We start from the raw sequence: 25789 nt of genomic DNA on the forward strand, positions 1-25789 counted from the left end.
AGCCTTTATTTTGACAAGAGAGAAACAAAATGGCAAACATTCGTTTAGCAATTGCAGCAGATTTTTTATTAGCCGAGAAATTATTAGAAGCCTTAGAACAAAGTAGTTTAGATTTTGAACAAATTTCAGCCGTTGAATTGGAAAGTTTTGGCGAAGAACATTCTCTGCGTTTCGGTGCAAAAGCTGTTGAGCAAATCGCTGTTGAAGATGTCAATTGGTCGCAATTTAGTCACGTTCTCTTTGCAGGCAAAATGGCAAATGCTGAATTGCTGGCTCAAGCGGTACAAGCAGGTTGTGTGATTTTAGATCTCTACGGCATTTCTGCATTAATCGGCAATGTGCCTGTGATTGTGCCAAGTGTAAACAATGAAATGATCGCCAATGTGCGTGAGCGAAATATTGTTGCGTTAGCAAATCCACAAATCAGCCAATTAGCACTTGCCTTAAAACCGTTGTTGGACCAGCCTATTCAACATATTTTTGTTACATCACTATTGCCATCGGCCTATTTTGGTGATGAAAAAGTGCGTGAGTTAGCAGGGCAAACTGCTCAGTTGTTAAATGGTATTCCCCTTGATGATGAAAAACCACGCGTGGCGTTTGATGCTGTGCCTGCCAATGTGCAAGGTGATGAAAAACATCTGCCGTTCTCTCGTGCCTTTGAGTTACAACTTGCAAAAGTTCTGCCAAATCTAACCGCTAGTGTGACTTTCCATTCCGTGCAAGTGCCTGTTTTCTATGGTATTTCACAGATGATCAGGGTGCAATCTGAGTATGCTTTAGATGCAACCGCATTAAGTGAGCAGTGGCAACAACAAGCGTGGGTAAAATTTAACTCTGATAATGTAATTACCCCTGTTAAAAATGGTGAAGATGAAGAAACGAATCTCTTACAGATTAGCCAACTACTCAATAAAAATGAAAACGCACTACAATTCTGGACAGTGGCTGATGAACAGCGTTTTAGCTTAGCGTTCTTGGCGGTGGAGTTGTTGAAAGAAGTAATCACTAGCTATTAACATAGTCGGATCTAAAAATACAAACATTTGATATACCATCACTCAATCACATAGCAATATATTCTCGTAGATATGGAACAAAATTCTTCTTTAACTCAGATTCTGGTAGCTACTGCTGCTATTGTAATTATTTTGGCGGGTATTAAATTATCCGTTGAGATCGTTATTCCTTTCTTATTATCTCTTTTTATTGCAATTATTTGTTCTCCTATTATCAAATATCTAACCTCTCATAAAGTCCCTTTGTGGCTGGCAATCACTATACTCCTTATTCTATTTTTACTTGGATTCTTTTTTCTGGCAGGACTAATCAACAGTACAGTACAAGAATTTACAGCATCAATTCCACAATACAAAATTCTTCTATCTGAACGTATTGCTGCCGCAATGCTCCTTGTTGATAACTGGAATATCCCGGTTTCAATATCTCGTGAACAGATCCAAGAACAGCTAGACCCAAGCATTATTATGAACTTTGTTAGTCGCTTATTACTTAGCTTCTCAGGCGTCGTCACAAATATTTTTGTACTCTTATTAGTCGTTGTGTTCATGTTATTTGAGGCTCCAACCGCTAAACATAAACTTATCGTGGCTCTTAGAGGCAATAAAAATGTGGAATCGGAAGAAAGCCATATCAACCGAGTATTACAGGGAGTTATTAGCTATCTTGGCATAAAAACGATTGTAAGCCTGCTTACTGGGATATCTATTTGGGTGTTACTTGAAATAGCTGATGTACAATATGCTGTATTATGGGGCACATTAAGCTTCCTACTCAACTATATTCCAAACATAGGTTCAATCATTGCTGGTGTACCTATTGCTGTACAAGCATTTCTATTGAATGGCTTTTCTGTTGGATTGGGAGTATCCGTCGGTATCATTGCAATCAATATGGTAATTGGCAATATTCTAGAACCTAGAATGATGGGGAGAACCCTTGGTCTCTCAACTCTCGTTGTATTCTTGTCACTACTTTTCTGGGGATGGTTACTCGGTACAGTAGGAATGCTACTTTCTGTTCCATTGACAATGGCTCTCAAAATTGCATTAGAATCAAGCCCTAAAACGATCCATTATGCAGGCTTATTAGGAGATATTAATAAACGCTAATGCTCTTATTTTTGCGCTTTAAATACATTAAATAACCTATATGTTTCTTATAGCACTCAACCTAAATATTTTTAACATCTACGCAAACGATTGCTTTTTGGTTTATCTTTGTGTACAATCTTCGACCCTTTAATCATACTATATATTTATTGAGGTTTTTCCATTATGTCTCTTCTTTCTCGTTTTCAACTGGCAGAACGTGGTTCTAATGTTCGTCAAGAGGTTATTGCTGGTTTAACTACTTTCCTTGCAATGGTTTACTCCGTTATCGTTGTGCCAAATATGTTAAGTGCGGCTGGCTTTCCTGCTGATTCAGTATTTATTGCAACCTGTTTGGTTGCTGGTTTAGGTTCAATCCTCATTGGCTTATGGGCAAATGCTCCAATGGCGATTGGTTGTGCTATCTCATTAACAGCTTTTACTGCATTCAGTTTAGTGCTAGGTCAAGGCATTAGTATTCCTGTTGCATTAGGTGCAATCTTCCTTATGGGTGTTTTATTTACCATTGTTTCCATAACAGGTATCCGTGCGTGGATTTTGCGTAATCTGCCATCTAGTATTGCTCACGGCGCTGGAATTGGAATCGGCTTATTCCTTTTATTGATTGCAGCAAATGGCGTTGGTTTAGTTGTTAGCAACCAAGCGGGTTTACCTGTAAAAATGGGTGAGTTCACTTCTTTTCCTGTAATGATATCTTTAGTTGGTTTAGCTGCTATCATTGGTTTAGAGCGTTTACAAATTAAAGGTTCTATTCTTTGGGTTATCATTGCAATTACAATCATCGGTTTAATTTTCGATCCGAATGTGAAATTTGGCGGTGAAGTATTTAAATTACCTACCTTTGGTGAAAACTCTCAATTCTTAAATTTAGATATTGTCGGTGCATTGAATGCAGCTATTTTACCTGTGGTCTTTGCCTTAGTAATGACTGCTATTTTTGATGCAACAGGTACCATTCGTGCTGTAGCAGGTCAGGCAAATTTATTAGATAAAGATGGACAAATTATCAACGGTGATAAAGCACTTACTTCAGATTCATTAAGTAGCGTACTTTCAGGTTTATTTGGTACCGCGCCTGCAGCAGTATATATTGAATCAGCAGCAGGAACTGCTGTTGGTGGTAAAACAGGTTTGACTGCGGTCGTTGTTGGCGTGTTGTTCTTATTAATGCTTTTCTTCCAACCACTCGCATTTTTAGTTCCCGGTTATGCTACTGCCCCTGCATTAATGTACGTTGGTTTATTAATGTTGAGCAATGTATCTAAATTAGACTTTGATGACTTTATCGGTGCAATGTCAGGCTTAGTTTGTGCTGTGTTTATTGTTTTAACTGCAAATATCGTAACAGGTATTATGTTAGGTTTTGCAACCTTAGTGATTGGACGTACCATTTCAGGCGAATTTAACAAATTGAACGTTGGTACAGTAGCTATTGCTATTGCATTAGTTGCATTCTATGCCTTTGGTTTTGCAATTTAAGTCCTCAATAAAGATATTTTCCTCTTTTTAAGAAAAATATTTAACAGAAATAGCTCATTGTATGAAAGATAGGATACTAAATTTATCCCAACATCATCCTTAGATACTAGAATGAAATAGAAAGTCAAACGCCTATAAATAGAATCTATTCATAGGCGTTTTTATCACACTACATTTATCAATGTAATTTCTATTATTTTACTTTTTGTAGCTTATGGTATGCATCTAGTAATTTTTGATGAGCTGACATATTCCTCAAAGTTTCATCAGAACCAATTAAACCATGGAACGGATTTTCTCCCTGCATTATATTCCAAACAAAATCTACAGCATCTTTCCCATACATTCTGTTAAATATCATTCTATACTGCTCAGGTTCCCTATCCTCATCCAAAAATAATTCAATTACACTAATTAAACAACGATAGTAATTGTTTCTTTCTGCTGAAAATACGGAAGCATTCATATTAACTGTCCAAGTTGCCCAATCTAATGCCTCTTCAAGATTTCCTAAAGCCAAATGAAGCATAGATTTTAATTCACCAATACGTAAAGTTTGTAGTGCGCTTCCTTTTTCAGCTACCACTCCAATAAATTCACGTACCCGCGTCATATCATCAATACCTTGCTCATCCAGCACGTCCAATAGCTCTTGATAAATTTCTTTCTCATGATGGAAATAGGGTAAATCAAGCAACATTTCACGCCATTCCATTCCCATATTATTATTCGCATAGATCAAATCGTCAGGAGGATAAATATTAGACATTCCAGGAGCAATTATACGGCAAGCGTATACACCTAAATGTTCATAGTCCATAATATAAACCTCTTGCTTATACCGGCTGAAAATTTCCATCAAATTAGCAAATTCCTGCTCTGTTGTGCCTGAAAAATCCCAGTGAGTAAATTCATAATCTGGTTCTGATTTAAAAAGATCCCATGAAATCTGACCACTTGAATCAATAAAATGAGTTTCCAAATTCGCATAATCTGCCACATCATCATTATTAAATGATGGTGGAGAAAACACATCCAAATCTTTTAAACTACGCCCCTGCAAAAGCTCAGTTACTGTACGCTCAAATGCGACTTGGAAATTAGGATGAGCACCAAAAGAAGCAAAACACGTACCATTCCTAGGATTAAGTAAAACTACACAGATAACTGGAAATTCGCCACCTAATGAAGCATCATAGCAGAGAATCGGAAACCCTTCTTGCTCCAATTGCTCAATCGAACGTTTAATCGTCGGATAACCATCAATAATACACTGCGGAATTTCAGGCAAGCTGATTGCCTCAGTGATAATACGATTTTTGATAAAGCGTTCAAATACTTCCGATAGTCCCTGCACTCTGGCTTCATTCTTAGTGTTGCCAGCTGACATCCCGTTAGAAACAAATAAATTTCCAATAATGCTTTGTGGAATATATACAGTATGACCATCAGACTGACGAATATAAGGTAATGCAACTATTCCTCGTTCTGAATTGCTAGACTGTAGATCTACCAGAAATTCTGGTGTCAATTCTCCATTTGGATTAAAATAGTCATGTAGAAATGGATCCAATATTCCTTCAGGTAATTCCGTTTCATTTTCAATAGGAAACCATTTTTCATTTGGATAGTGAACAAATTCACCTTCAGCAATTTCCCTTCCTAAATAAAAATCAGCCCAAAAATAATTAGTCGATAAACGCTCAAAATACTCCCCCAATGCGGAAGCAAGAGCTGCTTTCTTACTTGCTCCTTTACCATTTGAAAAACATTGTGGACAATCAACATCACGAATATGTACTGACCATACATTTGGTACAGGATTAAGCCAAGAAGCCTCCTCAATATTAAATCCTAATTCTTTCAACTTAGTCTGGAATCTTTCGATGCTTTCTTCAAGGGCTGCATCTTTCCCCACAATAAAGGTTTTTTCTATCATTTTTTCTCTTAAAATGAAACGGTTTTACTCTATTTATATAGGATGTAGACATTGGAAACCAATAAAGAAATTCATAACCACATCTTAAATCTCTTCTACCAGTTAGAATAAATTGAGCGGAAAATTTCCGCCCAATTCATATGTTAAAAATCCATTAATTCTTTCTCTTTGTCTGCTAAAATCTCATCCACTTTTTTGATATAAATATCTGTAATCTTTTGGATATCATCTTGAGCTTTACGCTCATCATTCTCACTAATCTGTTTTTCTTTCTCTAAAGTTTTAATTTTATCATTTGCATCACGGCGAATATTTCTAATTGAAACTTTACCTTGTTCTCCCTCACCTTTTACAATTTTAATTAAATCTCGACGACGTTCTTCCGTTAATGGAGGAAGAGGAACACGAATAGTAGTTCCAGCCGAAGAAGGATTTAACCCTAAATCCGAAGTTAAAATCGCCTTTTCTACCGCACTAATCAACGAACGATCAAATACAGTGACTGCTAATGTACGAGCATCTTCTGCGACAACATTAGCTAATTGACGTAATGGTGTTGCGGACCCGTAATATTCCACTTGAATAGCATCTAATAAACTAGGCTGAGCTCTACCTGTACGGATTTTAGAAATATGTCCTTTTAAGGCCTCAAGGCTTTTTTCCATTCGTTCTTGAGTATCTTTCTTAATTTCATTAATCATAGTATTTTCCTTTGATTGAATAACATAAACCTATTGATTCTACCCAATTTCATTCTATTTTCCTAGTACTAAGTTTATAGGGTTTGTGGTAGACTTATTTGACTTAACTCATCACAAGAGGGAATCCTTATGTACCAACAACAAATTTTAATAGAATTACAAGAAGCGCAACAAGTATTAAATGACTTTATTAATGACCAACATAATCTTAAACTAATTCAAGAAGCAGCTTTACTGATTACTGATAGTTTTAAGAACGGGGGAAAAATACTTTCCTGTGGGAATGGTGGCTCACACTGTGATGCTATGCATTTTGCTGAAGAGTTAACTGGACGTTATCGTGAAAATAGGCCTGGATATCCAGCCATAGCAATCTCAGATCCAAGCCATTTAAGCTGCGTAAGCAATGACTTTGGATATGAATATGTCTTTTCTCGTTATGTTGAGGCAATCGGACAAAAAGGAGATATCTTGTTTTGCTTATCAACATCAGGAAATTCTAAAAATGTTATTAATGCAATCATAGCTGCAAAAGCCAAAGGAATGAAAATTATTGCAATGACAGGCAAGGATGGAGGAAAAATAGCAGAACTAGCTGATATTGAGATTCGTGTACCTCATTTTCGTTATGCTGATCGTATTCAAGAGATACATATTAAAGTAATCCATATTCTCATGATGTTAATTGAATTTGAAATGGCAAAGTAAAGAATAAAAAATCCAACTTAAATAAATAGTTAAGTTGGATTAATTCGTTGAATAGCGTTAATTAAGCAATCGTCGTACCTTCCGTTGTACCCGTCACAACTTGTTTCAACGCACCAGCTTTACCCATATTAAATACACGAATTGGCATATTATGGTCACGGGCAAGAGTGAATGCAGCTAAATCCATCACTTGCAATTCTTTTTCAATAACTTCAGCATAGCTTAAATGTTGATAAAGTTTTGCATCTGGATTTTTTGCAGGATCGCAATCATACACACCATCTACTTTAGTTGCTTTTAAGACAACATCAGCTTCAATTTCAATACCACGCAAGCAAGCTGCAGAGTCTGTAGTAAAGAACGGGCTACCTGTACCTGCTGAGAAAATCACGACACGTTTTTCGCGTAACATTTTGATAGCTTCCGACCAGTTGTAAGTATCACAAATACCGTTTAACTGGAATGCAGACATTAATTTTGCATTGACATCAGCACGGTGTAAGGCATCACGCATTGCTAAACCGTTCATTACTGTTGCAAGCATACCCATATGGTCTCCAACAACACGGTTCATACCTGCTTTAGCAAGTTTAGCACCACGGAATAAGTTACCACCCCCAAGAACTACGCCGACTTCTACGTCCATTGCAAGCAATTCTTTGATCTCTAATGCCATTCTATCTAAGATAGATGGGTCAATACCAAAGCCTTCTTCACCTTGTAATGCTTCACCACTTAACTTTAACAAAATACGTTTATAAATAGGATTGCTCATTTTGACCTCTGTGTAACGGTTGGGGAAAAAAATCGAAATATTATAGATTATCTTAATGACAGATCAAAGTAGGCAAGCGGATAGAATTTCCACTTTATTTTCGGTAAAATCGCTATCCCTTTATTTTCGTTTTGCTCATAATGAATATAACAAAGATACTCGCTACTCTCATTAGTTTTGGTTTAGCTTATTTAGTCAGTTACCTAATGCTACTTGGTTCGGGCTTTTTTCCTAATCCTGAAATCAGCAATGTGCTGTTGCTGGTTCTCGTTATTCTATTTGCGAATGCCTCTAAAAAGACGTTCTTTTATCTGCTTTTGCCGATTGTCACTTTATATGCCCTTTACACGCCTATTGGTTTGACCTTTGGTCCACCGTCGTATCAATATGTTGCTTCGGTTTTTGCTACAGATATACAAGAAAGCAAAGAGTTTTTCAGCCAAATCCCTCTCATTAACTTTGTTGCTTGTGCTGGCATTTTTATATCACTGTTAGGATTTCGTTTTATTAGTCAAAAATGGCAAATTCAATTCCACAAAAATAAAACCTTTCTTGCGTTAGGAGTTGCATTAGTTTTTATCTCTACTCCGCCCTTCAAATTTCTACAAGAAGGAAGTAGTGCGATCGGTAAAGTCAAAACAGAATTAGACCGCTTGAATAGTATGTCCATTCAGAGTGAATGGGGAACGTCACAACTCAATGCAGAAAGTCGTTATGATGATTACATTTTAGTGATCGGCGAAAGTGCTAGAAAGGATTATCACCACGCCTATGGCTACCCTGCTGAAAATACACCGTTTATGAGCAGTGCTAACGGCATTTTAATTGATGGGCTGACCGCAGGCGGAACCAACACCATTGCTTCATTAAAATTAATGCTCACCAAGCCTGATACACAAAAATGGGAAGGGGAATACAGTCTTGGTATGGTAGATTTGATTAAATCCGCAGGGATTAAAACCTACTGGCTGTCAAATCAAGGCTATCTAGGCATTTTTGATACGCCAGTTTCTTCTCTTGCTAACAAAAGTGATGAAAAATTATTCTTAAAATCAGGAGACTCTTTCCATCAAAATATCAGTGACTTTGATTTATTACCTAAATTTGAACACATTATTGAGCAAAAAACTCATAGCAAACGTTTTGTTGTGGTACATTTATATGGCTCACACCCCATCAGCTGTGATCGTTTAACTGATTACCCTAAAATGTTTGATGATGAAAAAATAGGCAAAAAGTATTTCAACGTAAACTGCTATGTATCGTCCATCAAAAAAACCGACGAAGTGTTAAAACGCTTATATGAAGCCCTTCACAAAAATGAGCAACAATCTAACCGCTCGTTTTCGATGGTCTATTTTGCCGATCACGGTTTAGCTCACCATATCACTGAAAATGACATTGCAATCCACAACAGCAGTGGCAAAAGTAAGCTACACTTTGATGTTCCGCTCTTTAAAATATCTAGTGATGATACCGATAGAAAAGTCTATAAAGCGATGAAATCTGGCTTAAACTTTACCGATGGTATTGCAAAATGGGTGGGAATTAGTAATCCTAAATTGAATACAGAAGTCGATTTATTCAGCCCTCATTCAGACAAGGAAGATTATGGGCTAAAAAAATTGATTGATGGTTTTGAAGGGAAAGTGGATCCTGCTGTGGTTATTCCTAAGGATGAGTAATTCTATATCCCAAAATGATTTTCCGACAGCATAAGTGCCCATAGTAATACAATAATCAATTTAGCCATTTAAAAATCTAGACGTTTAGATGTCTAAAATTTCTTGACGAAACGATTTCCTATTCGTAAACTTAAAACTATTCAAAAACAAGCGGTCGCTTTTTTACCGTTTTTTGCAAGGATTTTTATGGCACAGCAGATTACTCTTTTTGATGATATTCCCCTTGAGCTTGCTTTAGGCGGAACACTTTCGCCTATCAATGTCGCTTACCAAACCTATGGCACATTGAATGCGGAAAAAAGCAATGCTGTATTGTTGTGTCACGCTTTAACGGGTGACGCCGAACCCTATTATGCACCGCCTGCGGATAAAGGCTGGTGGCAAGATTTTATCGGTGCAGGATTAGCTTTTGATACCGATAAATACTTTTTTATCTGCTCGAATGTGCTTGGCGGTTGCAAAGGTACGACAGGCCCTTCGTCTATCAATCCAAATACGAATAAACCCTACGGCAGTCAATTTCCCGTTATCACCGTGCAAGATATTGTGAAGGTGCAAAAAGCCTTGATCGATAAACTCGGTATTACTCAGCTACAAGCGGTCGTGGGTGGCTCTTTTGGTGGAATGCAAGCGACACAGTGGGCGATTGATTATCCGGAACAAGTGAAAAATGTAGTCAATCTCTGTTCTTCGCTTACCTTGAGTGCAGAAGCAATCGGCTTCAATCACGTTATGCGACAAGCGGTAATAAACGATCCCCATTTTAACAACGGCGATTATTATGGCAGTACGCCCCCAGATAACGGCTTAAAAATTGCCCGAATGCTCGGTATGCTCACCTACCGCACCGATGTACAACTTGCCAAAGCCTTTGGGCGAGAAGTGAAACAGACGGGAACGATTTGGGGTGATCACTTCCAAGTAGAATCTTATTTAAGTTATCAAGGGCTCAAATTTCTAGATCGCTTTGACGCCAATAGTTACTTACGCCTGTTAAGAGCCTTAGATCTCTATGATCCTGCTTTAACCTATGTAAACGAGCAAGAAGCACTCAGTCGCATTAAAGCGAATTACACCCTTGTCGGCGTAACGAGCGATCAACTGTTTAAACAGATTGACCTACATAAAAGCAAACAGCGTTTAGAAAATGCAGGCATTACCGTCGATTTTTACGAATTTCATTCCGACTTTGGACACGATGCGTTTTTAGTTGACTACCCGTTTTTTGAAGAGATGATTAAGAAAGGAATCTCCAAGTAGGTCGGGCATAAATGCCCGACCTACCCTTTTAATCTATTGGGTAAAACAGACTGAAACAGCTCTCGGCTTTTCAGTGGTGCTGATCCCAAATAAGGCTTTAAAGCAATACGGGTGAAACGTTTTGCTGACTGTAAGGTTTCTTTCTCTGAAAAATTCATTTCTGCAAAAGCTAATAAATCTTTGCCGATAAAGGTATAGTTATTTTGTAGTAAAGAGGCAATAAAGCCTTCATTTTCTCTAAATTGATAGCTCATTTTGGGATCGACAGGCTTACCTGTTGCTGCACAATGGCAAAAATCCACCCCATAACCTAACGCTTTAAGTGTTTGAAATTCAAAGGTGCGTAAGATCGGTTCGATCTCGTTTGGCTGGCTTGCCAACTTTGTCATACAGTGTAGATAATGCTGAAATAATTCAGGGTAAGCGGTGTGATTTTCCAAAACTCTTGCAAGGACTTCATTGACATAAAAACCGCTATACAGTGCCAGCGTTTGCATCGGGAGGGTTAAAGATGCAGGTTCAGCTTTGGTAAGTGTTTTGAGATCGCCTTTACCCGTCCATTTCAGCAGTAAAGGGGTAAAGGGTTGGAGAACGGATTTCAATGGCGAAGGTGGTCGTCTTGCCCCTTTGGCAAGTAAGGTAATTCGCCCGTGATTTTCAGTGAAAAAATCAACGAGTAAACTGCTTTCGCTGTACTCTCTGCGATGTAATACAAAGCCACGTTGCCACTGTTCGATCATTATTCGTCAATATAACCCAAACTTCTTAACGCACGTTCATCGTCTGCCCAGCCAGCTTTGACTTTCACCCACAGTTCAAGGTGAACTTTATTATCAAATAGGCGTTCCATATCCGCACGAGCTTCAGTGCCGATCACTTTGATCTTCTGACCTTTGTTACCGATCACCATTTTTTTCTGCCCTTCACGTTCCACTAAAATCAAACCGTTGATTTCATAAGTGCCACGTTCGTTGGTTTTAAATTGCTCAATTTCAACCGTCACCGAATAAGGCAACTCTTCGCCCATAAAACGCATTAATTTTTCACGGATAATTTCTGACGCCATAAAACGTTGCGAACGGTCGGTGACATAATCTTCAGGATAGTGATGAATGCCTTCTTTGAGTGACTCTCGCACAAATTTCTCTAAAATATGTACGTTTTTGCCCCGTTGAGCTGAAATCGGAATGATCTCTTTAAACGGGAATTTCTGCGATAAAGCGGTCAGATGTGGCAATAATTCTTCTTTTTCCTTGATATTATCCACTTTGTTAATCGCTAAAATCACAGGGGCTTTGGTCGAACGCAATTTATTGAGTACCATCTCATCATCGTCGGTCCACTTCGTGCCTTCTACCACAAAAATTACCATATCGACATCGCCAATCGCACTGGCTGCCGCACGGTTCATCAAGCGGTTAATCGCTCGTTTTTCTTCAATGTGAAGCCCTGGAGTATCAACATAAATCTCTTGATACGCCCCTTCGGTTTTAATCCCTAAAATGCGGTGACGAGTTGTCTGAGCTTTGCGAGAAGTAATCGAAATTTTCTGTCCTAAAATTTTGTTTAATAGCGTTGATTTCCCTACGTTTGGGCGACCAACAATGGCAATAAAGCCACAATATGTTTTTTGATCTATCATTGTGTTCTCTTAAATAAATACAAATTAAAATGGTGGGTCAAGACACACCCTACATTAGGTTATCTTATTCCCAACACCTTTATCACCTGCAATGCCGCATCTTGCTCGGCTTTGCGACGGCTTGTGCCATTACCGATAAAGATTTCATCAACTTTTTCGACTTTACAACTGACTTTAAAGGTTTGGTTATGGGCTTCGCCTTTAATATCAATCACTTCGTAAGTTGGTAAAGGTAGCTTACGCCCTTGTAGATACTCTTGCAGACGAGTTTTCGGATCTTTTTGTGCTTCCCCTGGTTGCATCTCATTTAGAAGTTGCTGATACCAACAATGCACACGTTCCATCGCCCGATCAATCCCAGCATCTAAATATACTGCAGCAATAATCGCCTCCACACAATCGGATAAAATGGACTCTCGACGATAGCCACCACTTTTTAATTCTCCAGCCCCTAATTTCATATACTCGCCTAACTCAAACTGACGAGCGACAACCGCAAGGGTCTGTTCTTTCACCAATGCTGCACGCATACGGCTTAGTTCCCCTTCATCAGCTTTCGGGAATTTTTCATATAAGGCTTTACCAATGGCAAAATTTAAGATGGAATCGCCAAGAAACTCAAGGCGTTCATTATTTTTTGACGCAGCACTGCGATGAGTGAGGGCTTGGGTGAGGTAATCAAGGTTAGCAAATTGATAACCTAATTTTTTCTGTAATAGTTCTAATTGCATTTTAGTTTATCTTCATAGAATTCCCCCCTTTGAAAAAGGGGGGCTAGGGGGGATTTTGCTAACATTGAATAAAATTCACGCTTTAAAAATCCCCCTTAATCCCCCTTTTTCAAAGGGGGAAATGTTCTCTTTATTTAATCGCCGTAAACATTCTCTCAAAACGTAATCCGCTTGGAAATTCATTCGGTTTCTTATCAAGACTTAACCAAATCACACTTGCTTTACCGACCATATTCTTTTCAGGCACAAATCCCCAGAAACGGCTGTCTTCGCTGTTATCACGGTTATCTCCCATTACAAAATAATGCCCTTCTGGCACTACCCATTCCCCAGCAGGAATACCGTCTTGTTTGAAGAAATAAGGCTCATAGTTAAAGGCGTGTGGATTATTTAAAATCTGGTGAGTAACATCACCAATTTCGGTACGTTCAACTTGCATTTCACCGTGATAGAAAAACTCAGGATTTGGTGTACCGCCTTCGTATTTAAACACCACTTCTTTACCCGAATCGCCATGAACAACGGTTAAATTACGGGTATGAAAATCATATTTCACACGGTCGCCACCGACACCCACAACACGCTTAATATAATCAACGTGTGGCTGTTTTGGTGCTTTAAATACCACAATATCCCCACGTTCAGGTTTACCCATCGGAACAAGGGTATTTTGCCAAATCGGGTCTTTAATTCCGTAAGTAAACTTATTCACTAACAGAAAATCACCCACGCGTAATGTTGGCTCCATTGAACCGCTTGGAATTTGGAACGGCTCAAAAATAAATGAACGTAAAATAGTGACTAATGCTAACACCCCAAATAGTGAAGCAAAAAAATCACCCACTAAGGAACGAGGTTGAATTGCTGCTTTTTCTTCTGCGGTGAGCGGTTTGCCTAAACGCTTTTCTTCACGCTCAATCGCACGCAAGCGGCGAGGTTCGGCACTAAATTTGTAAAATGACCAAAAGCCACCACAAATAACAACTAAACCTACTAATATAATAGAAATCGTGTTTGGCAATTGCATTGAGTCCAACACTTTCCAAATACCGTACAATACTGCAATAAAACCAATGGTTAAAATATTGCTCATCTGTTTTTTCTTCTCCTTAATCTAATTGCTCCTGCTTGCGGGGGGAACTGCCGAAGGCTGAGGGGGGATTATTAGTCCTTCCCAACGTGCAAAATCGCTAAGAACGCTTCTTGTGGCACTTCCACGTTACCTAAAGATTTCATACGTTTTTTACCTTCTTTCTGCTTCTGCAACAGTTTTTTCTTACGGCTTACGTCACCACCGTAACATTTCGCCAATACGTTTTTACGCAACTGCTTCACCGTCGAACGAGCGATAATATGGTTACCAATCGCCGCTTGGATCGCAATATCAAACTGCTGACGTGGAATTAACTCTTTCATTTTTTCCACTAACTCACGACCACGATAAGGGGCATTGGCTTTGTGGACGATTAACGCTAACGCATCGACACGCTCGCCGTTGATCATAATATCTACACGCACCATATCTGCCGCTTGGAAACGTTTGAAACCATAATCCAACGACGCATAACCACGCGAAGTCGATTTTAAGCGGTCGAAGAAATCTAACACCACTTCACCCATCGGGATTTCATAAGTCAATGCGATTTGGTTACCGTGGTAAACCATATTCGTCTGTACACCACGCTTCTCCACACATAAGGTAATCACATTACCTAAAAACTCTTGTGGTACAAGCATATTACATTCTGCAATCGGCTCACGAATTTCCGCAATATTGTTAATCGCAGGCAACTTCGACGGGCTATCTACATAGACAATTTCGCCATTCGTTTGTTCCACTTCATAGACTACCGTCGGTGCTGTGGTAATGAGATCCAAATCATACTCACGTTCTAAACGCTCTTGAATGATCTCCATATGCAACAAGCCTAAGAAGCCACAGCGGAAGCCAAAGCCTAATGCCGTTGAGTTTTCTGGCTCATAGAAAAGCGACGCATCATTTAAGCTCAATTTTGCCAATGCATCACGAAACGCTTCATAATCATCTGAGCTAATCGGGAATAAACCTGCATAAACTTGCGGTTTTACTTTTTTAAAGCCGGGTAACACTTCGCTTGCAGGATTGTGATGATGGGTTAAAGTATCCCCAACAGGTGCGCCTAAAATATCTTTAATCGCACAGACTACCCAACCTACTTCGCCTGTTTTTAATTCCGTAGTATCAACTTGTTTTGGCGTGAAAATACCAAGACGATCCACTTGATAAGACTGTCCTGTACTCATCACTTTGATTTTATCGCCTTTTTTCAACACACCATTTTTGACACGCACAAGGGAAACCACGCCTAAATAGTTATCGAACCACGAGTCAATAATCAAGGCTTGCAACGGTGCATCAGGATCACCTTCAGGAGCTGGAATTTTCGCCACGATTTCTTCTAAAACGAGATCGATCCCCACGCCAGTTTTCGCCGAGCAACACACCGCTTCCATCGCATCAATCCCGACAATATCTTCGATCTCTTCTGCAACACGCTCAGGATCAGCCGCAGGCAAGTCGATTTTATTTAAAATCGGCACTACTTCCAAATCCATCTCAATTGCCGTGTAACAGTTAGCAAGAGTTTGTGCTTCCACCCCTTGCCCAGCATCAACAACCAACAACGCCCCTTCACAGGCGGCTAGGGAACGAGAAACTTCATAAGAGAAATCGACGTGTCCTGGCGTATCGATAAAGTTTAACTGATAGGTTTGACCATCTTTTGCTTGATAATTTAAGGTAACACTTTGTGCTTTAATGGTAATACCGCGCTCACGCTCAAGATCCATAGAGTCTAACACTTGAGCTTCCATTTCACGATCTGACAAACCGCCGCAAGTTTGGATCAAGCGGTCAGATAAAGTCGATTTACCGTGGTCAATATGAGCAATAATAGAAAAGTTACGAATGTTCTGCATTTTCATAAGGGCAGTAAATGTCCTATTGTATTGTTATTGATAAAAGAAAAATAATCGGCGGATTGTACCTGAAAATTACAGGAAAGGGAAAAGGAAAGGAGAATATTAGAATGAAAATTTATAAAATAGAGAAAAATCTAGACCTAGTAAACGACTATAGCCTTCAATATAAGACTATAGTCAATTTTATAGCAGCTATTTTTCTGCTTATCTAAAATACTTGACTGATGTAGTTAAGTCTTTTACTAGTGTTTAACTATTAAAAGTATACAAGAATTCTAGTTATTCTTCTCATCAGACATACTTGCCGCTGCGGTAAATAGTACGTCAGTTGATGAGTTAAGTGCTGTTTCTGCTGAATCTTGGATAACACCGATAATGAAGCCAACGCCGATAACTTGTGCTGCAACATCGTTTGGAATGTTGAATAAGCTACACGCAAGTGGGATTAATAATAATGAACCACCCGCTACGCCTGATGCACCACAAGCACATACTGAAGCAACAACACTTAATAATACTGCTGTTGAGAAATCTGGTACGATACCTTGAGTATAAGCCGCAGCTAATGTTAATACGGTGATGGTAATTGCTGCGCCAGCCATATTGATGTTAGCACCAAGTGGAATTGCGATAGAGTAAATTTCTTCTTTGATGCCTAAACGTTTTGCTAATCCCATATTTACAGGGATATTTGCCGCTGAGCTACGAGTAAAGAATGCTGTCACACCACTTTCGCGTAAACAGGTGATGGTGAGTGGGTATGGGTTGCGGCGGATTTTCCAGAACACTAGTAGCGGGTTAAGAATGAATGCCACAATCGCCATTGCACCTAATAATACTGCTAATAGACGAGCATAGCCGATAAAGGCATCAGCACCGTTAGTTGCCATTGTTTCTGCCACTAAGCCGAATACCCCGATTGGTGCAAATGCAATAACCACTTTTACCACGAAAGATACCGCATCAGAGAAGTCATTTAATAAAACTTTGGTGCTTGGTGCAGCGTGACGTAATGCGATACCTAAGCCGATAGACCACGCAAGAATACCGATGAAATTACCGTTAGTAATTGCACCAAGTGGGTTATCTACTAGGTTGAAAATAACGGTTTTCAATACTTCACCAATGCCTTGCGGTGGTGCAAGTCCATCTGGGCTTGTGACCAATTCAAGGGTCGTTGGGAATAAATAGCTTAAAGTAACCGCTGTTACTGCTGCAACAAAGGTACCTAAGCCATACATCACCAAAATAGATTTTAAGCGGCTATCGCTGCCAACTTCTTTGTTAGCAATTGAAGCCATTACAAGAACAAAAACTAAAATCGGTGCAATTGCACGTAGTGATTTTACAAAGAATTGTCCGAGAACCCCAACGCTTTTGGCTGCATCTGGGCTAACTAATGCTAAGCAGATACCTAGCACTAAACCTACGGCAATGCGTAATACTAAATTACCGCCAAGGATTTTTGAAGATAAAGATTGGTTACTCATAAAATTTCCTGTAAGACAAATAAAAAAAGACTTCATTTACCAAGGTAAATGAAGTCTGCGAGATTAGCCGAAAATGTAGAATAAGGGAATAGCAAGCGGCAATTTTTCTGCAAAAATTTTTAAAAATTAGAATTTTAAGAAAAAACACCTTAAAAATTTAATAAAAATCTCCGAGAAATGATAATAACTATTAAATAAACACCTGTTCTGTCACTTGATAACCTTGCGGAACCTCTGCTTTATCATCAAAGGTTACAAATTCCCAAGCATTTTCATTCGCTAGTACAGCTCGTAATAATTTATTATTTAAGCCGTGACCTGATTTATAGGCTTTGAAATCACCTAAAATATTGTAGCCACACATAAATAAATCACCGACAGCATCTAACATTTTATGACGAACTAGTTCATCTTTAAAACGTAGCCCTTCCTCATTCAAAATGCGGTATTCATCTAAAACAATCGCATTATCTAAACTACCGCCTAATGCAAGACCCATGGATTGAAGATATTCAACATCTTTCATAAAGGTAAAGGTTCTAGCACGGCTTAATTGTTGAATAAAATGTTGTGCTGAAAATTCCATTTTGTAGTTACGCACTTCTTTGGTAATCATTGGGTGTGTAAAGTCAATGGTAAAGTCTAATTTCAAACCGTGACTATAAGGTTTAAATTCAGCCCACTTATCCCCTTCTTCTACTCGTACACTTTCTTTAATACGAATAAATTTTTTCGGCGCGTCTTGTTCTTCAATACCTGCATCCAATAAGAGATAGATAAAAGGACTTGAGCTACCGTCCATAATTGGAATTTCGGCTGCATCAACTTCTACAATTAGGTTATCTAAACCTAACGCAGACATTGCTGCGTTTAAGTGTTCTACTGTTGAAATACGCACACCTTCATCATTGATCATACAAGTACAAAGTTGTGTATCACGGATAGATTCAGCACTTGCCAGGAAATAAACGACAGGCTTAAGATCTGTTCTTGCGTAAATAATCCCTGTATTTGCAGGTGCTGGACGCAACGTTAAGGTTACTTTCTTGCCACTGTGCAAGCCAATACCTGTTACTTTTGCTGCTTGTTTAAGGGTTCTTTGTTTAATCATATCGTTTCCTTATTTCCCGAAATGGTTATTGACCATTTCTCATAAACCCAGGGATTGAGCTTGGGGAAAACATTTGAGCTGTATCTACTTGTTGTGGTTTCTGAACTTGCTGCTGTTGAGTATATTGTGTTTGTTGAGAATAACCACCCATATTATTCATAAAATCAGGTTGAGTTCTTTGAAATCCTGTATTTATATTCTGTTGAGGTTGTTGGAATTGCGGTACCGCCTGAATTGATGGAATTTTTGGCATTTCATCTGGCTGACCAATACCTGTTGCAACTAAAGTTACACGAATCTTACCTTCCATTTCTGGATAGAAAGCAGAACCAAAAATAATAGCTGCATCAGGATCTGCAAAGCTAGTAACATATTCCATAATGGTATTGACCTCTGCAAGTTCAATATCATAGCCAGAAGAAATATTCACAAGAATGCCTTTAGCACCTGATAAATCAACATCTTCCAATAACGGGCTTGCTACAGCTTCTTTTGCTGCATTTTCTGCACGGTTTTCACCCTCTGCAATGCCTGTTCCCATCATTGCTCTACCCATTTCCGACATCACTTTTTTCACGTCTGCAAAGTCAACGTTCACAAGACCTTCGGAAGTAATCATATCCGTAATACCTAATACCGCATTGCGTAAGACGTCATTTGCAACGCCAAAGGCTTCATTAAATTTTACACTTTTAGGTAATACTTTTAGTAATTTATCATTTTGGATAATGATGAGTGAATCCACATGTTTTGCAAGTTCACGGATCCCTTGTTCCGCATAGTTAGAACGTTTTCTACCTTCAAAAGAGAAAGGTTTAGTAACAATACCAACTGTTAATGCTCCTTGGCTTTTAGCAATTTCAGCAATTACAGGAGCTGCACCAGTACCTGTGCCACCGCCCATACCAACAGCAATGAAGACCATATCAGCACCTGTAAGCATATTCGTTAATGCTTCTCTATCTTCTTCAGCTGCTTGATGACCAATGTTTGGATCTGCTCCAGCCCCTAAGCCTTTTGTTACACTTGCACCTATTTGAATCGTATTGCGAACGGCACTACTACGTAATACTTGTGCATCCGTATTAACCGAAAAGAATTCAACACTACCAACATCAGATTGGTTACTAACCATATGATTTAGTGCGTTACCACCACCGCCACCGACACCGATAACTTTGATAACCGCATCTTGCGTTGCTTCATAAATAGGTTCAAACATTTGTGATTCTCCCTCACGGCTTAATATTGTTATTAATGCCTATTAAAAACTTGATTTTATCCAATTATACGCTTTTTTAGCACTATGACCTAATGTATCAATAATGCCGCCCACCTTATGACTAATTTCTCCACTTTGGCTACTATCAACGTCATTATAATGACTATACTGTAGCAATCCTAATACGGTTGCATAAGACGGTTTGCTTACATAATCCGTTAATCCTGTAATATTCAATGGGTTACCAACCCGAACTTGTGATCCAAAGACAGATTTTGCACATTCTACAATATCTTCTATTTGAGAGCCACCACCTGTAAGCACAATTCCTGCAATTAATTCTTGTTTTATGCCTTTTTGATATAGTTCATTGCGTAATTGGGATAATTCCTGATTAATTACGCTCAGTAAATCGTGGTAACATTGAGATGTAACATTAGATAATTGGCTTTTTGTAAAAGTTCTTGGCATTCGTCCACCCAAACCTGCTACCTCAATTTTTTTCTCAGGGAAATGAGTTGGGGGTGCAATAGCACATCCATACTGTACTTTAATATTTTCTGCATCTTGGCGAGAGGTTGTGAAAACATGAGCAATATAGTCCGTTACATTATTCCCACCAAAAGGAATAACTTTACTAAAACGCAAAGCACCATCTGTATAAACAAGAACATCCATAGTGCCACCGCCAATATCAATTAAACAAACCCCAAGTTCTTTTTCATCTTCTGTTAACACAGAATAACTTGAAGCAAGCCCCGAAAAAACGATTTGATCAATTTTTAATTTACTTCTCTCCACTGCATTTTTTAAATTACGTAGCCAATCGTTATGGCAAGCAATTAAATGAGCTTGAGCCTGCAAACGCATACCAGATAAACCAAGGGGATTTTTAGTAGCAGGTAATCTATCTACTCTATATTCCTGAGGAATAATGTGTAATGTTTCCAGCTCATCGGGTAATTTAATAGAACGAGCAATATGAATAGCATTATCCAAATCTTCATTTCTTACACTACCAGACAACGGCACAGTTCCACTTTCATTAAAAGCTGTAATGTGAGATCCTGAAAGGGCAAGAGTAACACATACAATATCATATCCAGAAATCGATTCAGCTTCTTCAATCGCACGTTGAATAGCACTTGTTACAGCATCTAAATCAACAATGCCTCCTCCTTGAACGCCTTTAGATTGACTAATTCCGGAACCAATCACATTAATCACACCATCAGGCAATACTTCACCCACCACAGCAACTATTTTGTGTGTCCCAATTTCTAAACCAACTCTAATTCTAGATTCTGCTACTTTTGTCATATTATGTTTGCGGTATTATAAATTATTGATTACTAAATCCGACGGATGCTCCGTGTTCATAACGTAAATCGACATAGGATAAACGTTTTCCCTCAGGGATGTCAATTTCAGGAAAAATAGTCACAAAACGATCGATTTTTGATAGCCATTCCCCTCGCCCTAATTTTAGTTCAACGCCATTATCAAGTCGAATTGACCAAGCTCCTCGACTATCCATTGCAATGGAATGTAATCCTAAATTGCGTGATTTTAAATCTGCTTTTATTTTATCCCACGCTTCAAGCACAACCTTACTTTCTGCGTCTGGTCCGTATAAAATAGGTAAGCCAGTGTTATCAAACCGATCTTTCGGTAAACTAAAAACTTTTCCTTGAACAGACACATATTGATTATTATTCCATACTGCTGCTGGGCGATGTTCAAGTAACGTAATACTTAATTTATCGGGATAAACTTTTCTTACAGAAACATCACGAATCCAAGAAATTGTTAGAAACTTTTCTTTAATCTCTTGAATATCCTGTTCAAAATAGCCTTTTAACAAGGGGGCTTTAGCTAAAACTTCGCGAATATCATTATTCGTCGTAAATTGTGTTTTATGCGTTAATGCATAAGAACGAATTGGAGTTCTATCCAGTGATGCAAGCAAACTAGACCAATTGGTATAGATTGCATAAGCCATACCGAAACATAATAACACAACGATAGGCTTAACAAAAACAAACCAATTAATCGGATATTTCGGTTTACTTGCTTGTGTACGAATCACCGAAGTCGGCTTCTTACGCATTACTGCAACCATTACGCACTTAACTCCAATACACGTTCAACTAAACGCTCGAAACTATAACCTACAGTCGCCGCTGATTTTGGGAAAATACTATGACTGGTCATACCTGGGCAAGTATTCACTTCAACTAAACGGAAGTTTCCTTCGCCATCTTCCATTACATCAATTCGGCTCCAACCACGACAGCCCACTACATCATAAGCCTGCTTCACTAACTTAGCGACTTCCGCTTGGCGATCTGCATTTAACGCTGGAACAACATACTGGGTATTATCCGAAATATATTTTGCGTGGTAGTCATAAAACTCGCCGTCTGGAATAATTTGTACCGCGGGTAACACTTCACCATCAAGTACTGGTACAGAGTATTCCGCCCCTGCTAAATTTTCTTCCACCAACACAATTGAATCATATTTTAATGCTTCTTCGATTGCAGGTAATAACTGTTCTGCAGTTTTCACTTTACTTACGCCAACGCTTGAGCCTTCACTCGCAGGTTTCACAAATAATGGTAAACCTAATTTTGCAATAATTTCATCGGAATTGACCGCTTGCCCACGGCGTACCACTTCCATTGCCGCTGTTGGTAAGCCCACTGCATTCCACAATAGCTTGGTGCGGAACTTATCTAAGGTAATCGCAGAAGCCATCACGCCACAGCCTGTATAGGGAATACCTAGTTGCTCTAACGCCCCTTGAAGCACGCCATTTTCACCGATACCACCGTGAAGAATATTAAACACACGCTGAATGCCTTTTTCTTTTAATTTTTCAATCGGAAATTCTTTTGTATCAATCGCTTCAACGTTATAGCCTAAACTCTGTAAGGCTTCAAAGACCGATTTACCTGAATTGAGAGAAACTTCACGTTCTGCTGAAACGCCACCAAATAACACCGCAATTTTTTCGTTTTTTAAGCTCATTATTTTTACCTTATTTATGTTTTACAAGCGGTCATTTATTGCAAAAATTTTACATTATTATGGGGAATTGTAGGGACACACTGCGTGTGTCCGCAAAATAAACCATATCCCATTTTAACAACGGACACACACAGTGTGTCCCTACAGTTAATTTATTGAAATTATTGCAAATTTTCGGATTTACCGTAGAGGCGAATTACATTCACCCTGATGTTACTATGATTATTTGGGGCAAATGTGATTTGCCCCTACACATTATTTTGTACAATTACACAATAGCGAAAATTTCTCGAAATCTTACCGCTTGTTTTAAATCTTCTTTATGCCTTCCAACTTTCCGCTAAATCACGCGAAAGCTTGCTCACGTTGCCCGCACCTTGTGCCAAAATTAAATCACCATCTTGAATAATTTGATCTAACACTTCGCCAAGTTGTGAAGTATCTGACACTAAAATCGGATCCACTTTGCCAAGATTACGGATTGAACGACAGAGATCTTTACTCTCCGCGCCCACAATCGGTGCTTCGCCTGCCGCATACACATTGAGCATAATCAACGCATCAACCTGCGACAACACTTGTACGAAGTCATCAAATAAATCACGGGTACGAGAATAACGGTGCGGTTGGAAAACCATCACTACACGTTTATTTTCCCAACCTTGACGAGCGGCTTTAATCGTCACATCCACTTCCGTTGGGTGATGACCGTAGTCATCAACTAACATTACCTTACCATTTGGACGAATAAATGAGCCAAGTTGGTCAAAACGGCGACCTGCACCTTGGAAATCCGCAAGAGCAGCTAAAATCGCTTCATTCGCAATGCCTTCTTCTTTCGCAACCGCTAATGCAGCCGTTGCATTCAGTGCATTGTGTCTACCCGGTACGTTTAATAAGACCTCAATACGCTCACCTGTTGGACAAACCACCGTGTAATGCCCTTGGAAACCGGTTTGTTGATAATCTTCAATACGGTAATCGGTTTTTTCGCTAAAACCATAGCTAATCACTTGGCGACCGACTTTCGGGGCAATTTCCATCACCGTTTCATCATCGGCACACATCACTGCTAAACCGTAGAATGGTAAGTTGCGTAAGAAACGTACATAGGTTTCTTTCATTTTCTCGAAATCGCCACCGTAAGTATCCATATGATCTGGTTCAATGTTGGTCACAACGGAAACCATCGGCTGTAAATGTAAAAATGACGCATCACTTTCATCGGCTTCTGCAATTAAGTAACGGCTTGCCCCTAAATGAGCATTTTTACCCGCTGATTTTACTAAACCACCATTTACAAAAGTAGGATCTAACCCTGCTTCCGTATAAATCATTGAAATCATTGCGGTTGTGGTAGTTTTACCGTGAGTCCCTGCAATCGCAATACCGTGACGGAAACGCATAATTTCCGCTAACATCTGCGCTCGTTGAATCACTGGAATACGCGCTTCTTTTGCTGCCGCTACTTCGGGATTGCTTTCATTAATTGCGCTGGAAGCGACAACAACACTTGCCCCTTCAATATTTTCTGCTTGATGCCCGATAAAAACTTTTGCTCCTGCTTTTGCTAAGCGTTGCGTGACTGCACCGTCCGCAATATCCGAGCCTGAAATTTGGTAACCTTCATTTAATAACACTTCAGCAATCCCAGACATACCTGCGCCACCGATCCCAATAAAGTGGATTTGATTCACACGGCGCATTTCAGGGACTAATTTTTTTACTTTATCTTGGAAATTTTTCATTATTACATTTTTCCTTCGTATTCGTAGGGACACACTGCGTGTGTCCGTGGATAATTTTTAGAGTGGACACACTCAGTGTGTCCCTACAAGGCTCATTTCTGATTACAAACTATTTTCCACAATCATTTCTGCCACTCGTTTTGTGGCTAATGGTGTGGCTTTCGCTCTTGCTTTTACTGCCATTTCCGTCAGTTTTTGACGGTCGGCAATTAACGGCTCTAATGCTTTTAATAAACTTTCAGGGGTAAAATCCTGCTGTTCAATAATCATTGCTGCACCTGCTTGTGCAAGGTACTCTGCATTTAAAAATTGTTGGCGATCTTTATGTTGAAACGGCACAAAAATCGCAGGTAATCCTGCTGCAGCAATTTCACATACAGTTAAAGCACCAGAACGGCAAATCACCAAATCCGCCCATTCATAAGCAGCTTTCATATCATCAATAAATTCGCTCGCCGTGCCATTGCCTGTGGCTTGATAAACTTCTTCCACGCCGGCTAATTTGCCTTTGCCGACTTGATGGCTAATAAATACGTTTTGTCCTAAAACCTTCGCTACTTCTGGCACAGTTTTATTGATCACCAATGCCCCCTGACTACCGCCCATCACTAAAATATTGATTGGATAGCCTTTTTCGGCAAAACGTTGTTCAGGCGGTGCAATTTCAAATAGATCTTGGCGAACGGGATTTCCCACCACTTCCGCATTTGGAAAAGCTGTTGGAAAGGCTTGTAAAGTACGGCAAGCAATTTTAGAAAGCCATACATTTGTTAAACCTGCCACCGCATTTTGTTCGTGCAAAATCACAGGCACACCACATAATTTTGCCGCAATACCGCCTGGTCCAGACACATAACCGCCCATTCCAAGTACTGCATCAGGCTTATACGCTTTAATAATTTTTTTCGCTTGAAGCACTGCTCTTAAGATCGCAAAAGGGGCAGTAAGTAACGCTTTAATCCCCTTGCCCTTTAATCCTGAAATTTGAATAAACTCAATCGGAATACCGTGCTTTGGCACAAGATCCGCTTCCATTCGATCTTTTGTTCCTAACCAGCGGATCTCCCAACCTTGTTGTTGTAATTCTCTTGCTACAGCAATCGCAGGAAAAACGTGCCCACCAGTTCCGCCAGCCATAACCAATAATTTTTTTGCCATATTATTTTCCAACA

At 39.2% G+C, this 25789-nt stretch carries 22 protein-coding genes; 6 read left to right on the top strand and 16 right to left on the bottom strand.

Annotated features, from left to right (window positions below):
- Nucleotides 1-29: 29 nt before the first annotated feature.
- The 3 genes from B0183_RS00765 (at nucleotide 30) to B0183_RS00775 (ending at nucleotide 3611) form a co-directional block, all read left to right on the top strand.
- Nucleotides 30-1019: an oxidoreductase gene (locus tag B0183_RS00765; protein WP_078208182.1), complete on the top strand. Its 990-nt coding sequence runs from the start codon at nucleotides 30-32 to the stop codon at nucleotides 1017-1019.
- A 72-nt stretch (nucleotides 1020-1091) separates the two neighbouring features.
- Nucleotides 1092-2132, top strand: coding sequence for an AI-2E family transporter (locus tag B0183_RS00770; RefSeq protein WP_078208183.1), 1041 nt, complete (start codon nucleotides 1092-1094; stop codon nucleotides 2130-2132).
- A 165-nt stretch (nucleotides 2133-2297) separates the two neighbouring features.
- Nucleotides 2298-3611 carry an NCS2 family permease gene (locus tag B0183_RS00775; RefSeq protein WP_021114265.1) on the top strand — a complete coding sequence of 438 codons (1314 nt, stop codon included), beginning with the start codon at nucleotides 2298-2300 and terminating at the stop codon, nucleotides 3609-3611.
- Between the two features lie 193 nt (nucleotides 3612-3804).
- On the opposite strand, the gene ycaO is transcribed toward B0183_RS00775, so the two are convergent.
- On the bottom strand, nucleotides 3805-5550 hold the full coding sequence (ycaO, locus tag B0183_RS00780) for a 30S ribosomal protein S12 methylthiotransferase accessory factor YcaO (protein WP_016528167.1): 1746 nt from the start codon (nucleotides 5548-5550) through the stop codon (nucleotides 3805-3807).
- A gap of 143 nt (nucleotides 5551-5693) precedes the next feature.
- A complete protein-coding gene (gene frr, locus B0183_RS00785; RefSeq protein ID WP_005711232.1) occupies nucleotides 5694-6251 on the bottom strand; it encodes a ribosome recycling factor in 558 nt (185 codons plus the stop codon).
- Between the two features lie 129 nt (nucleotides 6252-6380).
- Here frr and lpcA point away from each other — a divergent pair, with 129 nt between their 5' ends.
- Nucleotides 6381-6959 carry a D-sedoheptulose 7-phosphate isomerase gene (lpcA, locus tag B0183_RS00790; RefSeq protein WP_005711228.1) on the top strand — a complete coding sequence of 193 codons (579 nt, stop codon included), beginning with the start codon at nucleotides 6381-6383 and terminating at the stop codon, nucleotides 6957-6959.
- Nucleotides 6960-7020: 61 nt separating this feature from the next.
- Here lpcA and pyrH read toward each other — a convergent pair whose 3' ends face one another.
- Nucleotides 7021-7734, bottom strand: a complete 714-nt coding sequence (gene pyrH / locus B0183_RS00795) for a UMP kinase (protein WP_021111573.1) — start codon at nucleotides 7732-7734, stop codon at nucleotides 7021-7023.
- A gap of 140 nt (nucleotides 7735-7874) precedes the next feature.
- Here pyrH and B0183_RS00800 point away from each other — a divergent pair, with 140 nt between their 5' ends.
- Nucleotides 7875-9419, top strand: a complete 1545-nt coding sequence (locus tag B0183_RS00800; RefSeq protein WP_078208184.1) for a phosphoethanolamine transferase — start codon at nucleotides 7875-7877, stop codon at nucleotides 9417-9419.
- Nucleotides 9420-9605: 186 nt separating this feature from the next.
- Nucleotides 9606-10679, top strand: coding sequence for a homoserine O-acetyltransferase MetX (gene metX / locus B0183_RS00805; RefSeq protein ID WP_078208185.1), 1074 nt, complete (start codon nucleotides 9606-9608; stop codon nucleotides 10677-10679).
- A 20-nt stretch (nucleotides 10680-10699) separates the two neighbouring features.
- Here the strand turns inward: metX and recO are convergent, their stop codons facing one another.
- The 13 genes from recO to murG form a co-directional block, all read right to left on the bottom strand.
- Nucleotides 10700-11419 carry a DNA repair protein RecO gene (gene recO / locus B0183_RS00810; protein WP_021112235.1) on the bottom strand — a complete coding sequence of 240 codons (720 nt, stop codon included), beginning with the start codon at nucleotides 11417-11419 and terminating at the stop codon, nucleotides 10700-10702.
- Complete coding sequence (gene era, locus B0183_RS00815) at nucleotides 11419-12321, bottom strand: GTPase Era (protein WP_021112194.1); 903 nt, start codon at nucleotides 12319-12321, stop codon at nucleotides 11419-11421. The genes recO and era overlap by 1 nt, the downstream gene beginning before the upstream one ends.
- Nucleotides 12322-12380: 59 nt before the next feature.
- Complete coding sequence (rnc, locus tag B0183_RS00820) at nucleotides 12381-13052, bottom strand: ribonuclease III (RefSeq protein ID WP_021112171.1); 672 nt, start codon at nucleotides 13050-13052, stop codon at nucleotides 12381-12383.
- 130 nt (nucleotides 13053-13182) lie between these two features.
- Complete coding sequence (gene lepB / locus B0183_RS00825) at nucleotides 13183-14145, bottom strand: signal peptidase I (protein ID WP_021112182.1); 963 nt, start codon at nucleotides 14143-14145, stop codon at nucleotides 13183-13185.
- Nucleotides 14146-14216: 71 nt separating this feature from the next.
- On the bottom strand, nucleotides 14217-16010 hold the full coding sequence (gene lepA / locus B0183_RS00830; protein WP_021114257.1) for a translation elongation factor 4: 1794 nt from the start codon (nucleotides 16008-16010) through the stop codon (nucleotides 14217-14219).
- Nucleotides 16011-16288: 278 nt separating this feature from the next.
- Nucleotides 16289-17503, bottom strand: coding sequence for a serine/threonine transporter SstT (sstT, locus tag B0183_RS00840; RefSeq protein WP_021111565.1), 1215 nt, complete (start codon nucleotides 17501-17503; stop codon nucleotides 16289-16291).
- 190 nt (nucleotides 17504-17693) lie between these two features.
- Nucleotides 17694-18614, bottom strand: a complete 921-nt coding sequence (lpxC, locus tag B0183_RS00845; RefSeq protein ID WP_021114255.1) for a UDP-3-O-acyl-N-acetylglucosamine deacetylase — start codon at nucleotides 18612-18614, stop codon at nucleotides 17694-17696.
- Between the two features lie 25 nt (nucleotides 18615-18639).
- On the bottom strand, nucleotides 18640-19836 hold the full coding sequence (gene ftsZ / locus B0183_RS00850) for a cell division protein FtsZ (protein WP_021114254.1): 1197 nt from the start codon (nucleotides 19834-19836) through the stop codon (nucleotides 18640-18642).
- A gap of 42 nt (nucleotides 19837-19878) precedes the next feature.
- Complete coding sequence (gene ftsA / locus B0183_RS00855) at nucleotides 19879-21156, bottom strand: cell division protein FtsA (RefSeq protein ID WP_021114253.1); 1278 nt, start codon at nucleotides 21154-21156, stop codon at nucleotides 19879-19881.
- Nucleotides 21157-21178: 22 nt separating this feature from the next.
- Nucleotides 21179-21958 carry a cell division protein FtsQ/DivIB gene (locus B0183_RS00860; RefSeq protein WP_021111561.1) on the bottom strand — a complete coding sequence of 260 codons (780 nt, stop codon included), beginning with the start codon at nucleotides 21956-21958 and terminating at the stop codon, nucleotides 21179-21181.
- Nucleotides 21958-22869, bottom strand: coding sequence for a D-alanine--D-alanine ligase (locus B0183_RS00865; protein WP_021114252.1), 912 nt, complete (start codon nucleotides 22867-22869; stop codon nucleotides 21958-21960). Before B0183_RS00865 ends, B0183_RS00860 begins: the two co-directional genes overlap by 1 nt.
- Before the next feature lie 320 nt (nucleotides 22870-23189).
- A complete protein-coding gene (murC, locus tag B0183_RS00870; protein WP_021114251.1) occupies nucleotides 23190-24617 on the bottom strand; it encodes a UDP-N-acetylmuramate--L-alanine ligase in 1428 nt (475 codons plus the stop codon).
- A gap of 102 nt (nucleotides 24618-24719) precedes the next feature.
- Nucleotides 24720-25775, bottom strand: a complete 1056-nt coding sequence (gene murG, locus B0183_RS00875; protein WP_043896604.1) for an undecaprenyldiphospho-muramoylpentapeptide beta-N-acetylglucosaminyltransferase — start codon at nucleotides 25773-25775, stop codon at nucleotides 24720-24722.
- Between the last annotated feature and the right edge of the window lie 14 nt (nucleotides 25776-25789).

The sequence above is a fragment of the Glaesserella parasuis genome (assembly GCF_002015085.1).
Classification (GTDB): domain Bacteria; phylum Pseudomonadota; class Gammaproteobacteria; order Enterobacterales; family Pasteurellaceae; genus Glaesserella; species Glaesserella parasuis.

Excerpts from the sequence above, each read along its gene's own strand:
- B0183_RS00765 (WP_078208182.1), top strand. The coding sequence starts at position 30 with ATGGCAAACATTCGTTTAGCAATTGCAGCAGATTTTTTATTAGCCGAG.
- B0183_RS00770 (WP_078208183.1), top strand. The coding sequence starts at position 1,092 with ATGGAACAAAATTCTTCTTTAACTCAGATTCTGGTAGCTACTGCTGCT.
- B0183_RS00775 (WP_021114265.1), top strand. The coding sequence starts at position 2,298 with ATGTCTCTTCTTTCTCGTTTTCAACTGGCAGAACGTGGTTCTAATGTT.
- ycaO (WP_016528167.1), bottom strand. The coding sequence starts at position 5,550 with ATGATAGAAAAAACCTTTATTGTGGGGAAAGATGCAGCCCTTGAAGAA.
- frr (WP_005711232.1), bottom strand. The coding sequence starts at position 6,251 with ATGATTAATGAAATTAAGAAAGATACTCAAGAACGAATGGAAAAAAGC.
- lpcA (WP_005711228.1), top strand. The coding sequence starts at position 6,381 with ATGTACCAACAACAAATTTTAATAGAATTACAAGAAGCGCAACAAGTA.
- pyrH (WP_021111573.1), bottom strand. The coding sequence starts at position 7,734 with ATGAGCAATCCTATTTATAAACGTATTTTGTTAAAGTTAAGTGGTGAA.
- B0183_RS00800 (WP_078208184.1), top strand. The coding sequence starts at position 7,875 with ATGAATATAACAAAGATACTCGCTACTCTCATTAGTTTTGGTTTAGCT.
- metX (WP_078208185.1), top strand. The coding sequence starts at position 9,606 with ATGGCACAGCAGATTACTCTTTTTGATGATATTCCCCTTGAGCTTGCT.
- recO (WP_021112235.1), bottom strand. The coding sequence starts at position 11,419 with ATGATCGAACAGTGGCAACGTGGCTTTGTATTACATCGCAGAGAGTAC.
- era (WP_021112194.1), bottom strand. The coding sequence starts at position 12,321 with ATGATAGATCAAAAAACATATTGTGGCTTTATTGCCATTGTTGGTCGC.
- rnc (WP_021112171.1), bottom strand. The coding sequence starts at position 13,052 with ATGCAATTAGAACTATTACAGAAAAAATTAGGTTATCAATTTGCTAAC.
- lepB (WP_021112182.1), bottom strand. The coding sequence starts at position 14,145 with ATGAGCAATATTTTAACCATTGGTTTTATTGCAGTATTGTACGGTATT.
- lepA (WP_021114257.1), bottom strand. The coding sequence starts at position 16,010 with ATGCAGAACATTCGTAACTTTTCTATTATTGCTCATATTGACCACGGT.
- sstT (WP_021111565.1), bottom strand. The coding sequence starts at position 17,503 with ATGAGTAACCAATCTTTATCTTCAAAAATCCTTGGCGGTAATTTAGTA.
- lpxC (WP_021114255.1), bottom strand. The coding sequence starts at position 18,614 with ATGATTAAACAAAGAACCCTTAAACAAGCAGCAAAAGTAACAGGTATT.
- ftsZ (WP_021114254.1), bottom strand. The coding sequence starts at position 19,836 with ATGTTTGAACCTATTTATGAAGCAACGCAAGATGCGGTTATCAAAGTT.
- ftsA (WP_021114253.1), bottom strand. The coding sequence starts at position 21,156 with ATGACAAAAGTAGCAGAATCTAGAATTAGAGTTGGTTTAGAAATTGGG.
- B0183_RS00860 (WP_021111561.1), bottom strand. The coding sequence starts at position 21,958 with ATGGTTGCAGTAATGCGTAAGAAGCCGACTTCGGTGATTCGTACACAA.
- B0183_RS00865 (WP_021114252.1), bottom strand. The coding sequence starts at position 22,869 with ATGAGCTTAAAAAACGAAAAAATTGCGGTGTTATTTGGTGGCGTTTCA.
- murC (WP_021114251.1), bottom strand. The coding sequence starts at position 24,617 with ATGAAAAATTTCCAAGATAAAGTAAAAAAATTAGTCCCTGAAATGCGC.
- murG (WP_043896604.1), bottom strand. The coding sequence starts at position 25,775 with ATGGCAAAAAAATTATTGGTTATGGCTGGCGGAACTGGTGGGCACGTT.